The 13,694-nt window shown below is 38.4% G+C and carries 12 protein-coding genes; all 12 read left to right on the forward strand.

All coding sequences use genetic code 11. The features are described from left to right. Positions 1–2 precede the first annotated feature (2 nt). The 12 genes from rbsK (at position 3) to CD138_RS03940 (ending at position 13,465) form a co-directional block, all read left to right on the forward strand. Positions 3–887: a ribokinase gene (gene rbsK / locus CD138_RS03885; protein WP_019169231.1), complete on the forward strand. Its 885-nt coding sequence runs from the start codon at positions 3–5 to the stop codon at positions 885–887. Then, positions 880–1,269, forward strand: coding sequence for a D-ribose pyranase (rbsD, locus tag CD138_RS03890; RefSeq protein WP_019169232.1), 390 nt, complete (start codon positions 880–882; stop codon positions 1,267–1,269). The genes rbsK and rbsD overlap by 8 nt, the downstream gene beginning before the upstream one ends. Positions 1,270–1,281: 12 nt before the next feature. Beyond that, positions 1,282–2,778 carry a sugar ABC transporter ATP-binding protein gene (locus tag CD138_RS03895; RefSeq protein ID WP_019169233.1) on the forward strand — a complete coding sequence of 499 codons (1,497 nt, stop codon included), beginning with the start codon at positions 1,282–1,284 and terminating at the stop codon, positions 2,776–2,778. Continuing rightward, positions 2,759–3,697 (forward strand): ABC transporter permease subunit, encoded by a 939-nt coding sequence (locus CD138_RS03900; protein ID WP_019169234.1) that lies wholly within the window; start codon positions 2,759–2,761, stop codon positions 3,695–3,697. The genes CD138_RS03895 and CD138_RS03900 overlap by 20 nt, the downstream gene beginning before the upstream one ends. A gap of 18 nt (positions 3,698–3,715) precedes the next feature. Continuing rightward, positions 3,716–4,627: a D-ribose ABC transporter substrate-binding protein gene (locus tag CD138_RS03905; protein ID WP_019169235.1), complete on the forward strand. Its 912-nt coding sequence runs from the start codon at positions 3,716–3,718 to the stop codon at positions 4,625–4,627. A 1,848-nt stretch (positions 4,628–6,475) separates the two neighbouring features. Beyond that, entirely contained in the window at positions 6,476–8,923 is a 2,448-nt protein-coding gene (locus CD138_RS03910) for an MMPL family transporter (protein ID WP_019169236.1), read from the forward strand. Positions 8,924–8,936: 13 nt separating this feature from the next. Next, entirely contained in the window at positions 8,937–9,875 is a 939-nt protein-coding gene (locus tag CD138_RS03915; protein ID WP_019169237.1) for a glycine betaine ABC transporter substrate-binding protein, read from the forward strand. 182 nt (positions 9,876–10,057) lie between these two features. Continuing rightward, positions 10,058–10,576, forward strand: a complete 519-nt coding sequence (locus CD138_RS03920) for a TetR/AcrR family transcriptional regulator (protein WP_241522238.1) — start codon at positions 10,058–10,060, stop codon at positions 10,574–10,576. Positions 10,577–10,813: 237 nt separating this feature from the next. After that, complete coding sequence (locus CD138_RS03925) at positions 10,814–11,269, forward strand: DM13 domain-containing protein (protein ID WP_019169239.1); 456 nt, start codon at positions 10,814–10,816, stop codon at positions 11,267–11,269. Between the two features lie 38 nt (positions 11,270–11,307). After that, the gene (locus tag CD138_RS03930; protein ID WP_019169240.1) at positions 11,308–11,766 is read left to right on the forward strand and encodes a DoxX family membrane protein; all 459 of its coding nucleotides are present in this window, start codon (positions 11,308–11,310) and stop codon (positions 11,764–11,766) included. Beyond that, on the forward strand, positions 11,744–12,430 hold the full coding sequence (locus CD138_RS03935) for a response regulator transcription factor (protein WP_019169241.1): 687 nt from the start codon (positions 11,744–11,746) through the stop codon (positions 12,428–12,430). The genes CD138_RS03930 and CD138_RS03935 overlap by 23 nt, the downstream gene beginning before the upstream one ends. After that, entirely contained in the window at positions 12,431–13,465 is a 1,035-nt protein-coding gene (locus tag CD138_RS03940) for a sensor histidine kinase (protein ID WP_019169242.1), read from the forward strand. Positions 13,466–13,694: the final 229 nt, after the last annotated feature.

Raw genomic sequence — 13,694 nt, forward strand, 5'->3', positions numbered from 1 at the left:
AAATGCGTCAAATTTACGTGATTGGAAGTATGTCTATGGATTTAGTTGTATCTTCCCAAGTAGTACCTGAACAAGGTGAGACGGTGTTAGGTGACGACTTCTTTACAACACCTGGAGGCAAAGGGGCGAATCAAGCCGTTGCAGCCGCGCGTCTCGGTGAACATGTCCATATGATTGGCTGTGTCGGTGAAGATACATTTGGCAAGCAAATTCAACAAAACTTTAAAGACAACGCAGTCCAAGTGGATGGCATTCAAGTGATTGAAGGCGAACCATCTGGAACAGCACATATTACATTATCGCAACAAGATAACCGCATTATCGTGGTGCCGTCAGCGAATGGTTATGTGACACCTGAACGAATTCAACCTTATTTAGAACGTATGAAAGCAGGAGATATTGTGTTGATTCAACAAGAAATTCCTGCAGAAACGGTGACACACGTGATTGATTACTGTGCACAACATGATATTGTGTCGATTTTAAACCCAGCACCATACCGTGAAGTGCCGGCATCAGTCATTGCACAGGCGAATTATATTACACCAAATGAAACGGAAAGTGCGCATCTTTTTGAAGGGAAAGACATTGACGAAGCTGCGGCACAATATCCAAACAAACTCATTGTGACACTCGGTTCAGAAGGTGCGATGTATCATAATGGTTCAGAAATCGTCAAAGTCCCAAGCTTTAAAAGAGAAGTTAAAGATACAACAGGTGCAGGTGATACCTTTAACGGTGCATTAGCAGTTGGATTGCAAAAAGATTATCCATTAACGAAAGCAATTGAATTTGCAAACTTAGCAGCAAGTCATTCAGTCACAGGTATGGGTGCACAAGGTGGCATGCCGTACTTGGCAGATTTGGAAGGTGAGTTTGATGTATAGATACGGAACATTAAATAGCGAAATTTCAAAAGTATTAAGCACGTTAGGTCATACAGATGAAATTGTTATTGCGGATTGTGGTCTCCCAATTCCAGACGGGGTCAAACGCATTGATTTAGCATTGAAACAAGGCACGCCGTCATTTAAAGAAGTGTATGAAGAACTCATGCACCATATGGTTGTGGAACAAGTCGTTGTCGCTCAAGAAATGACAGAGCAAAATGGAACGTTGTATCAAATGATTAACAAAGATTTTCCAACGCTTGAAATGGTCTCGCATGAAGATTTTAAAAAGCAAACACGTCATGCAAAAGCGATTATTCGAACAGGTGAAGCGACACCATATGCGAATATTATCTTAAAAAGTGGTGTGATTTTCTAAGGGGTGACAAGAATGATTCAAATGACGAATATTCATAAATCATTTGGCACAAACAAAGTATTACAAGGGGTAGATTTTACATTAAAAGAAGGCACAGTTCATGCACTCATGGGTGAAAACGGTGCTGGCAAATCGACATTAATGAAAGTGTTAGTCGGCATTCATCAAAAAGATCAAGGTACATTAACGTACTTTGATCAGCCGATTGCGTATGATAATCCAAAGCAAGCTGAAGCTGAAGGGATTACCTTCATTCACCAAGAACTCAATATTTGGCCGGAATTGACGGTGCTTGAAAATTTATTTGTCGGTAAAGAAAAACACAATGCTTTAGGTTTCTTAGATCAAAAAGCGATGCGTGCGCAAGCGCAACATATTTTTGATACGTTAGATTTTCATATTCCGTTTAATAAATTAGGGAAGCATTGCTCTATTGGTGAGCAACAGATGATAGAAATTGCTAAGGCACTCATGACAGATGCCAAAATGATTATTATGGATGAACCAACTGCCACATTAACGGATACTGAAATTCAAGCATTGTTTAAATTGATGCGCCGTTTAAAATCACAAGGTGTTGCATTTGTATATATTTCACATCGAATGGCTGAAATTTTTGAAATATCGGATGAAATTACAGTGATGCGAGATGGTAAAACAGTGCTGTATCGTTCAACGGCCGAGACTGCTTATCCAGAAATTGTGAGCGCAATGGTTGGACGAGATATTGAGGAACAGTATCCGACACGGAATTATGTAGAACAACCACCCGTGTTAGAGGTAGAAGATTTAAACCATCAAGACTATCACATTGAACATGCAGCATTTCATTTGAATGAAGGTGAAATTTTAGGTGTGAGTGGTTTGATGGGCGCTGGACGTACCGAAATGATGCGGAGTTTATTTGGCATAGACAAAAATGAAAACGCTATCAAAATTAGAGGTAAGGCGGTTAAAATCAGTTCACCTCAAGATGCGATGGCACATGGACTCGCTATGATTACCGAACGTCGTAAAGATGAAGGACTCATATTAGATTTTTCGATACGTGACAATATGGTTTTACCATCACTCAAAAGTTTTGCGAAATATGGCTTTGTAGATACGAAGAGCACGAAAGCTTTTGTCAAAACGATGCAAGACCGTTTAAACATTAAAGGCTATGATGAACGACCTGTTGCTGCATTGTCAGGTGGAAATCAACAAAAAGTCGTTTTAGCGAAATGGATTGGCACTGGCCCGAATATCATTATTTTTGATGAACCGACACGAGGCATTGATGTCGGTGCCAAACGTGAAATTTATCAACTCATGAATGAACTGACTGAACGGGGAGTGTCGATTATTATGATTTCTTCAGAATTACCAGAAGTGATTGGCATGAGTGATCGCGTAATGGTGGTTCATGAAGGTAAAGTCGCAGGTCATTTAAAAGGCGATGCTATTACAGAAGAAAACATTATGACATTAGCAACAGGGGGGACTTTAAATGAAACAGTTAACGGCTAAAGCACCGTTTTTCGAAAAAATATTACCATTTGTCGGTTTGATTTTACTTGTTGTCATTATTAGCATACTGAATACCGCGTTTTTAGACTTATCCAATTTACTTAATTTATTACGTCAAGTCTCTATTAACGGACTCATTGCTTTTGGGATGACATTCGTGATTTTAACAGGTGGTATCGATTTATCAGTAGGGTCGATTTTAGCGTTATCATCAGCTTTTATTGCATTGATGATTACGAGCGGTCTTGATCCGATTATCGCTATAATTATCGGAGTATTGATTGGTTTTATTTTGGGTGTGGTCAATGGTTTATTCGTCACAAAAGGTAAAATGGCACCCTTTATTGCAACATTAGCAACGATGACAATCTTTCGTGGCTTAACGCTTGTTGTGACGGACGGAAATCCGATTACCAACTTAGGTGACAACTATCTTTTTCAACTGTTTGGTAAAGGGTATTTCTTCGGTGTGCCAGTACCAGCAGTCACAATGACCATCGTATTTATTATCTTATTTATCATTTTGCACCGTACAACGCTTGGACGTCACACGTATGCGATTGGTGGTAACGAAACGGCAGCCCTGATTTCAGGAATTAAAGTTGACCGTATTAAAATCTTAATCTACGGCATTTCTGGTTTAATGTCAGCATTAGCCGGTGCTATTCTCACATCGCGCTTGAATTCAGCACAGCCGACAGCAGGGACAGCTTATGAACTGGATGCAATCGCTGCAGTTGTGTTAGGTGGGACATCATTAACAGGTGGTAAAGGGCGCATCGTCGGTACATTAATCGGTGTCCTCATTATTGGTGTGTTAAACAACGGTTTGAACTTATTAGGTGTATCGTCATTCTATCAACAAGTGGTCAAAGGGATTGTGATTCTCATTGCAGTATTAATTGATAGAAAAAAATAAGCGAAAGAGGCAAAAATGATGAAAAGACTAGCAATAATTTTACTTACTGTCGTCGTATTTTTAGCAGCATGTTCATTGGAGTCTCCGGTGAAAAAGGATCAATCTGGTAAAACGAACAAGAAAAAATCGGATATTACAATTGGTGTCAGCATTTCAACTTTGAATAATCCATTCTTCGTGTCGATTAAAAATGGTATTGAAAAAGAAGCGAAGAAAAATGGTATGAAAGTGAAAGTTGTGGATGCGCGTGACGATTCAGCCAAACAAACGAATGACATTGAAGACTTAGTCCAACAACAAGTGGATTATTTAATCGTCAACCCAACAGACTCAAGTGCCATCTCAAGTGCAGTGGAATCAGCGAACCATGAAGGCATTCCAGTCATCACATTAGACCGTTCTGTCGATAAAGGAAAAGTGGCGACATTTATTGCGTCTGATAACGTAGAAGGCGGTAAAATGGGGGCTAACTTTATCATCGATCAACTTGGTGAAAATGCTAAAGTTGCGGAATTAGAGGGCGTACCTGGCGCAAGTGCAACACGTGAGCGAGGTAAAGGATTCCATGAAGTAGCAGATCAAAAATTAGAAGTCGTATCTAAACAAAGTGCGAAATTTGATCGAGCTGAAGGTTTGAACGTTGCGCAAAACATGATTCAAGCACATCCAGACATTCAGGCGATTTTTGCACATAACGATGAAATGGCGTTGGGTGCGATTGAAGCGATTGGAGATAAAGATATTATCGTCGTTGGTTTTGACGGTAATGAAGATGCGATGAAGTCCATTCAAAATAAACAGTTGAATGCGACAGTCGCGCAACAACCTGATGTGATGGGACAAAAAGCTGTAACATCGATACTTCAATTAATGGACGGTAAAAAAGTCGATGCATCGATTAAAATCCCATTGAAATTAGTCACTCAGTAAAAAGTAGAACAGAGAGAAAATATTGAATACATCATGAAAAATCAGTAGTCAAACAACATAATAATCGAAAGCAGACGTATGTAGGGAAAATACACCACATACGTCTGTTTTTTTTCTGAAATGATTGGCAATGCTGAAACTGAATTTTTTGGGACAATCAAATTTCAAAGAATGAAGACTTAAAAACCAGAGCCTCACAGCACTTCATCTCCACTCACGGCATGTATGGTAACTGAATGTGACAGACAATGAAATGAGTGAATATTCAACAAACAGAAATGTCCCGAGGTAAGCAACCATCCATGCGACACTCCTGAGGGGCATAGTTAAAAACAAAATGTCGTCTTTTAAGTTTAATAGTGGCTACTGTTTAACGCAGTAGCTGTCTGACTTCTCAATGCTTGAGCTTTTGAGAAGTCTAGTCAGCTTTGCGGGGGCAGTACTACTAAATCTTTGTTGCATATGAGATTTCTGTACTGCTCCCGAAAATCCAATTCGGCTTCTATCAAAATGTATCATTCAATCAAGCCGGATTTAGTTGAGGCAAGTCCCCTAGGAAAAGGGAGCATGGTGGGCGTAGCCAACGGTTTAAAATAACTTCTGTGACATCAAATGCTTAAAACCACAAACCACAAACTCATGTCACATCAAATGCTTCAAAACCCCACCAATGAAATAACACCACACCACACCATAAAAAATGCCCCTGATGTGAGATGAAGCACATCAGGGGGCTAAAGGTTTTAAGATTTTAAGATGATTTTTTTCATTATCTAGAGTTGTAAAAATGATACAAGATGTCGGTGTGTTGCTATAGATGAAAGGGAGTGTATCACCATACCAACAACCTTAACTATAGAATCAAGTTGTAATTTTTGGAGGCGTTACGCAATTTTAGGGGTATCACGTAACAACCTAACGCATGTCATGATATCAAGGGCTATTCAATATCATGGCATATGTCTACATGTTACAGTTGATGTCGTCTTCTCCTATGTATTAGAGGGATAACATAGGAGCGGCTTCAACTGTTCAATAGGATTCATACCTGCTGTTCAATCTTACTTTAGTTATGGAGGATAAACATTTCCGTTGTACCAATCTGCTATCAACTTAGCTGAGATGGTTCAACTTGGCTTTACTAAGGGAAATATGAATGTTAACTTACTGTAGTCTATTAGGAATGACTGATATGTGTATGATTCTTGACCCTTGGCTTCAAGTAACGGATTTGATTGAAATGCGAACAATGTTGAGATAGGTATCACCATTGTTTCTAAGTCATGTAAAGCGTTGATATCATTGTGCGCACAATAACAAATATCAAGTAACCTTACGTGTTTCCACCATCAATTAAGACACAGTGTGCAGGGCTAATGCAAGTTTGCCTTAATTGAATTGTTCAATGATAAATCACGCATATCAAGTGCTCAGTTGTATCGTTCATGCGGTCATCACAGTGTACGCATAGGGCTCAAATTATGCCTTTGAGACCAGATGAATCGCTACAAAAAAGCCGAGCCATGACATTGTATGTATGACATGTGATAGGTGTTTATCGAATTGAACAATTTTAAGATAGCACATTGAATAGGTTTTGTAAACAAAAATATTAGGTAAACCTAAAAATTTTCTTCAAATATATGTATAGACAAGTGCTTGGACACTTTGAAATAAGACTGTTCTGAAGATGAGACAACTATGAGTGCTGTGATTGATTCAGTCGCAACAATTTTGAAAATGTGTTGCATTTTTCAACGCTTGTTTTGTTTTGATGGTTGGAACGTAAAGCTTTGCGCGTTAGAGTATTTTTTATACTGAATTGAAATAGGTTAAGGGGGAAAAATTGTGTCGAAATGGTTGTACAAGTTCGGTAAATGGATTGCTGAACATAAAGGGTTAGGAATTTTAGGTTGGTTGATGGCGCTAATCATCATTATGGCACCGCTTCTCATCAACGCACCGAAATTTCAAAGCGATTTAACGATGAATGGTCTGAAGTCGTTAGATACGAACGATAAAATTAATGAAGCCTTCCACCAAGATAGTGAAAAGGCATCGATGCGCATAGTTTTTCATACGAATAAAGAAGATGGTATGAATGATAAAGCACTTCAGTCAGACATTGAAAAGACGCTGACAAATATAGAACACCAAGACGATAGGATTCAACATGTGTCGAATCCATATGAAACAAAGCAAATCAATGATGAACATAATACAGCGATTGCGGATATTAATTATGTCGTACCGCAAACAGATTTAAAAGAGACATCAAAACAAATTGTCCAAAAAGAAATAGACGACTTAAAAGAAAAACACAATATTCAAATAGAAACGACCGATCGAATGGTTGCAAATTCTGAAGTCGGTGGTGCATCTGAAATTATTGGAATTGTCGTGGCGTTTATTGTATTGCTTATTACATTCGGTAGTGTTGTGGCAGCTGGATTACCGATTATCAGTGCACTTATCGGTTTAGGGACAGGTATGGGTATCATTTCACTCCTTACATTTGTTTTCGAAATTCCGAATGTTACTTTAACGTTAGCGGTTATGATTGGGCTTGCAGTAGGTATAGATTATGCGCTCTTCATCTTGTTCCGTTATCGTGAAATACGGAAAACAGAAACTGATCATACGAAAGCCATTGGTCTTGCGGTAGGTACGGCAGGCAGCGCGGTTATCTTTGCAGGAATTACTGTGATCATTGCCGTTTGTGGGCTGTCACTCGTAGGCATTGATTTCCTTGCGGTGATGGGCTTTGCATCGGCAGTCAGTGTTTTACTCGCTGTCATCAGCGCACTGACATTACTACCGGCATTAATTAGCGTTTTCCATAAAAAAATTAAAATTCGTGCTCATGACGATGCACATGACAAACCGGATACATTTTGGTCTCGCTTTGTTGTTGGGAAACCTGTGCTTGCAGCGATTTTAAGTATTGTGATTTTAGGATTGGCGATTATCCCGGTATTTCATATGCGTTTAGGTATGCCTGATGATAGTACGCAACCAGCCGATTCATATCAACATCGCGCATATGAGTTGGTGTCAGAGCACTTTGGAGAAGGTTATAATGGTCAAATCGTCATGTTAGTGAATACGAAAGATGGTGGCAGTGAAGACGATATAAACAATGATCTGAATCAAGTGAGAAGTGATATTGAAAAATTAGATAATGTCGAAGCGGTGAGTCCAGCACAACTGAACGATAATAACCGTTATGCATTGTTATCTATTATTCCTAAAGAAGGACCGAATGCCGTATCAACAAATGAGCTGGTCTATGATTTACGCGATTATAGTGATGTCGCTCAAGATCGTTACCACTTTGATACAGAAATTTCAGGTCAAAGTGTGATTAATATTGATATGTCTCAAAAACTTAATGACGCGATTCCTGTATTCGCAGGTTCTATCGTTGTCTTAGCATTTATATTACTCACAGTTGTTTTCCGTTCACTGTTGATTCCATTAAAAGCAGTAGGTGGCTTTGTCTTATCATTAGCCGCAACGTTAGGTTTTACAACGTTTGTCATGCAAGATGGCTTTTTAAATCAATTGCTCGGTGTCAGCCAAACGGGTCCATTACTTGCGTTTTTACCGGTGATTACGATTGGTCTCTTGTTTGGATTAGCGATTGATTACGAGATTTTCTTGATGTCTCGTATTCATGAAGAGTATGTGAGAACGAAAGACAATGCACATTCGATTAAAGTCGGTATTAAAGAAAGTGGTCCAGTCATTGTCGCTGCAGCATTGATTATGTTCAGTGTATTTATCGCATTTGCGTTCCAAGATGACATGGCGATTAAATCAATGGGGATTTCACTTTGCTTTGGTGTATTGTTTGACGCCTTTGTTGTCAGAATGACGTTGATTCCAGCATTAACAAAATTATTTGGCCGTGCATCTTGGTATATGCCGAAATGGTTGGATCGTATCTTGCCAAATGTGGATGTAGAAGGGACAGCATTGCAGCAATCATTACAACAAACACGTGATTCAGTGGAAAATGATACAGTACATCAAGTGCGGACTGAAGCGGATGATGTGGTAGAAACGACTGACAAACCCAATGTTCAACCTGCGCCAAGTATGGCAGCAGATCAAGGTGATGTCACAGGATTAGTTCAATTGTATCGAGAACTTGCATACGAACATCAAGATCCAGACTTTTTATATCATGCATTGCTTGAATATGCAGAAAAACACAATCGTTCGGCATATCAACGTCATCAGATGTATATGTCAAAACAGTCGTCTCATAAAACGAATGACGATAAAGACTAAAGGAGGACAGGCGATGTTAAAGAAAAAAAGTGTGCGTTGGATAGGGATAGCTTTCATTTTTATCATGGCTCTTGCATTGTCGGCGTGTGGTCAAAGTGAATCCAACTCAGATCAAAAGGCGATGGAAATGGGTGGGAAAGAAATTGAAATCCCATATACAAGTGATGGCTCGACTGCGCGTTCACTTGTGATTGCAGAAGTATTGAAAGAAGCGGGCTACGATGTTGTGACGACGCCTGTACCATCAAGTGGTCCTATGTATGCATCGGTTGCACAAAATTCAGATGCTTTTCATGCGAGTGGGCGTTTTCCGAATGTGGATGAGAGCTACATGCAAAAATACGGTAAAGATTTAACTGTTTATGACGAAGAACATTTCATTGATAATGCACGTGTAGGTCTCGCAGTACCGAAATACATGTCGATTGATAGTATTGCGCAACTCGACGATGAACCAGAAATGGCAAAAGAAGTAGATCACAAAATTCAAGGTACAGACCCACGAAATGGTGTTATGAAACAAACGAAAGCCGTACTTGATGATTATGACTTAGACGATTGGCAACTAGAAGAAGGATCAGATGAAGAAATGTTAAAAATACTGGAAGAGAAATATAAAAAACAAGAACCAATCATCATTACTGGATGGCAGCCGCATTGGTTATTCGATACATTCGAAATGAAAATGTTGGATGACCCCAATCATGCTTATGGCAATGAAAAGCAACATATCGACTTAGTGTTTAATAAAGACTTTAAAGATGCGCATCCAGCTGCCTATACGATTGCGACACGTATTGCGAAAGACTGGGATGAAAAAGATGAAAAAGCATTGATGAAGCAAATTTTCGTCGACAGAAAAAATGCCGAGCAAGTCGCAAAAGACTATGTTGATAACCACGATCGCAAAGTAGACGATTGGCTTAGTGGTGTGCATCAACATAAATCGTAGTGCGCAAGCGTAAGATAGGTAGGCGAATCAACTGCAACACGGCTGACAGGTGATATTCAGATAAGTAGAAAGCATCATGAAGATGTGGTAAATTACATCCATACACTAGTGAACAGAAAGAGACGTGATTTCGGATGTATTCTGCCACCCAAAAACGGATGCGACAGCACATTATCTCTAAGATGCTTGAATTATTGAATGAAAAACAGTTTAACGTGATCACGATACAAATGATATGTGAACGTGCAGAAATTAATAGAAGTACGTTTTATCGTTATTTTGAAGATAAATATGACTTGTTGTATTACGTGAGTCTGGAAATCTCTGAAAGACTGGGCCATTATGCGCATAGTGAAGCACAAAGACCATTTTTTTACAGCATGTTGAACTTTATGGCTGAACATAAAAAGTTGTTCAAAAATATTATGACAACAGACAATCGCGTCGATATTTTTGGCGATTTAGTTCAACTTGTCAGTCGTATGATGCGAGATGACGTGCAACAGAATGTAAAAAACAAGGATCCGATTACATGTCAAATTAGAAAAGCACAACACCCTGTAGTGATTAGTGACTTTTATAGTAGTGGATTGATTGAAGTGTTGAAGCGGTGGCTAGAAAATGATTATCCAATCGATGTAGAAGAGATGGCAGCCTCACTAGAAATTATCTTTAAGGTCGACAGCGGTAAAAATCAATAGAATCAATGAGACTGATGGACGGAATACACGTTTCATCAGTCTTTTTTAATGCTGAAAGTGAATTTTTAAGCATTTAATCCAAACTGATACAATCTATAGTATTTATTTAAATATAAAACGATTAATAAGCAGATGTTAATATTTAGTTAAGAATTATTAATAACTAGTTTATGTCAATTGCACCTTTAAGGCTTTATCATGATACATGTAATCCCAAATGGAAAGAAGGAATTTGTTATGAACATGAAAATGGCATTAGTTTCAGGTGCGTTAGCGACAACATTCTTGCTTGGTGCTTGTGGTAACGACAACATGGATAAAGCTAAAGAAGATAACAAAGCTGAAACATCTATGAAAGACAACAAACAGGATGAGTCTAAAGCATCAGATAATTCAAAAGTGATGAAAAAAGGCACATTCAAAGGCGAAAACAATGAAATGGTAAAAGGTAACGCTGAGATTAAAGATGGTAAGTTAATGTTAACAGACTACGAATCATCAAAAGGTCCAGACTTACATGTTTACTTAACAAAAGGTAACGACATCAAAAAAGGCGTTAAACTTGATGAAGTTAAATATGATGAAGCTACACAAACTTTCGACCTTAAAGACGTAAATGCAGCAGACTATGACACAGTGACAATCTACTGTGACAAAGCTCACGTTATTTTCGGATCAGCGGCACTTAAATAATCAACAAGAGAAAACATCAAGAGAAAGGAGTGTGACATATGGCAATCGCTTATAAAGTCTTAATTCTCCTTATTCGCTTAGGTTCAGGCTTTTATATCTTGATGCAAGGATTTGAAAAATTGACAGGTGGCTTTGCAATTGATGGACTCGTTTCAGTCATTCGCGACAACCAAGACTCCCCACAATGGTATAAGACATTTTTCGAGTTTGCAGTTGCAAATCATCTGGAAATTTTCAAATGGATGGTCCAAATCGGTGAAATTGCTATTGGTTTAGGACTCATCTTAGGCGTCATGTCCTACACTGCGAGTTTCTTTGGCGTGTTCATTATGTTAAATTATATTTTAGCTGATATGATTTTTACATACCCACTGCAATTGTTGTTCTTCGTTATTTTATTAATGAATAGAGAGACATTGGCAGCAATTAGTTTAAATCATTTCATCAAACGTAAAAATATAAGGAATGATGAACATGGCGCACATACTCATAGTTGATGACGAGCAGGACATTAGAGAAATATGTAAAACCTATTTTGAATACGAAGGCTACCACGTGACGACCGCATCAAACGGCGCTGAGGCACTCGAGATTTTAGACGCAAATATCGATGTCATGGTGATCGACATTATGATGCCAAAAGTTAATGGTTATGAAGTGGTACGTGAGATGAAAAATAAAGGACTCGATATCCCATATGTTTATCTAACAGCAAAAACAAGCGAACAAGACACCATATTCGGTTTAATGTTAGGGGCAGATGATTACGTCAAGAAACCCTTCAGTCCCCGAGAGTTAGTGATACGTGTCAAAAACTTATTGAATCGTGTCAACGTCACAAGTCCTTCCACACAAGAAACGATTCGTTGTGGCAGACTCGTATTAAATAACTTAACTAAAACCGCAGAATTTGAAGGGGAAGTAATTCCTTTTCGCATCAAAGAGTTCGAATTGTTATGGCACTTTGCAAATAATGAATCTGTCGCTTTGTCAAAAACAGATTTGTTAGAACAAGTTTGGGGTTACGAGTACTACGAAGACATGAATACATTAAATGTACATGTCCACCGTATACGTGAAAAATTAGAAAAATATGGCTATGACGACTATATCATCGCAACGGTATGGGGGCTTGGCTATAAATTTCAGAGGCAATTTTAAATGACGATACGTAAACAACTGATTTATTCGTTTATCGTTACGATTATCACAACGACATTTTTATTTTACACGCTATATAAATTGATGTGGTTTGACGGGCCACTGACAATTCTTTTGACGATTTGTTCATTTCTTTCCGGTATGATGACACTGATTATCGGTATCTGTTTCACAGTCCCCATGATTAAAAAGATAGAGAGATTGAACGAAAAAACGCAAAAGATAGCGAGAGGCCAATTTGAAACAGAAAAGACGAAAATACATGCCCCTAAAGAAATACAACAATTGAGTGAGTCTTTTGATCAAATGGTCGATAAAATTCAAGAGCAGATGAATCTTATCAAAGAAGAGCAAGAAGAAAAGATGAATTTAGTCCAAAATCTTGCCCATGATTTAAAAACACCCTTAGCAAGTATTAAATCCTATTCAGAAGGATTGCGAGACGGCATTATTCATAGTGAACGAGATATGCAAAAAGCATACAGCATTCTGATTACGCAGTCTGATCGGCTGTCGAGAATGTTTGATGATCTGACGGATGTCATCACAGTTAACCACCAAGAAAGCGAACAGACACTCATTCACATGGATCAATTGCTTATCCCAATTTTTGAAATTTATTCTCAGAAATTACACCATGAAAATAGACAACTTGATGTAGAAATTGCACAAAATATCAAACCTTTCATTCAAGACCAACGTGCGATAGAACGGATCATCATGAATTTCATCGACAACGCCCTAAAATTTTCAGATCACGGCTCGCCCTTAGCTGTGAAGGTCATTGAAGATCATGATGAAATCGCCATCTCAGTCATCGATCAAGGTATGGGTATTTTGGAATCGGATATTAAAAACATATTTGAACGAACTTTTCGCGTAGAAAGTTCTCGACATAAAGATACAGGTGGTTCCGGCCTTGGATTATATATCGCCAAAACTTTAGCACATCAAATCGGTGGGCATATCGAAGTGAGTAGCATATATGGCCAAGGAACGACAATCACATTACGCTTCCCTCCAAAAGTATATTAAATATAGATAATAATTCTCAAACTCAGTACTTCTCAAACCTTTCATAAATAATAGATAGATCATACAGGCGTTAGGCATAGTCCTAGCGCCTTTTTTGTCGTGTTTAGAAATCAGTCGTGAGAAAGGAAGTGCCAATGCGGCCTTAACGCCGTATATGAAGCATATTTAAAGCAGTTACTTTAATATATAAAATTATAGATATGGAATAATTACGCTTTTTAAGTTATTG

The sequence above is a fragment of the Staphylococcus intermedius NCTC 11048 genome (assembly GCF_002902385.1).
Lineage (GTDB): Bacteria > Bacillota > Bacilli > Staphylococcales > Staphylococcaceae > Staphylococcus > Staphylococcus intermedius.

Excerpts from the sequence above, each read along its gene's own strand:
- rbsK (WP_019169231.1), top strand. The coding sequence starts at position 3 with ATGCGTCAAATTTACGTGATTGGAAGTATGTCTATGGATTTAGTTGTA.
- rbsD (WP_019169232.1), top strand. The coding sequence starts at position 880 with ATGTATAGATACGGAACATTAAATAGCGAAATTTCAAAAGTATTAAGC.
- CD138_RS03895 (WP_019169233.1), top strand. The coding sequence starts at position 1,282 with ATGATTCAAATGACGAATATTCATAAATCATTTGGCACAAACAAAGTA.
- CD138_RS03900 (WP_019169234.1), top strand. The coding sequence starts at position 2,759 with ATGAAACAGTTAACGGCTAAAGCACCGTTTTTCGAAAAAATATTACCA.
- CD138_RS03905 (WP_019169235.1), top strand. The coding sequence starts at position 3,716 with ATGAAAAGACTAGCAATAATTTTACTTACTGTCGTCGTATTTTTAGCA.
- CD138_RS03915 (WP_019169237.1), top strand. The coding sequence starts at position 8,937 with ATGTTAAAGAAAAAAAGTGTGCGTTGGATAGGGATAGCTTTCATTTTT.
- CD138_RS03920 (WP_241522238.1), top strand. The coding sequence starts at position 10,058 with ATGCTTGAATTATTGAATGAAAAACAGTTTAACGTGATCACGATACAA.
- CD138_RS03925 (WP_019169239.1), top strand. The coding sequence starts at position 10,814 with ATGAACATGAAAATGGCATTAGTTTCAGGTGCGTTAGCGACAACATTC.
- CD138_RS03930 (WP_019169240.1), top strand. The coding sequence starts at position 11,308 with ATGGCAATCGCTTATAAAGTCTTAATTCTCCTTATTCGCTTAGGTTCA.
- CD138_RS03935 (WP_019169241.1), top strand. The coding sequence starts at position 11,744 with ATGGCGCACATACTCATAGTTGATGACGAGCAGGACATTAGAGAAATA.
- CD138_RS03940 (WP_019169242.1), top strand. The coding sequence starts at position 12,431 with ATGACGATACGTAAACAACTGATTTATTCGTTTATCGTTACGATTATC.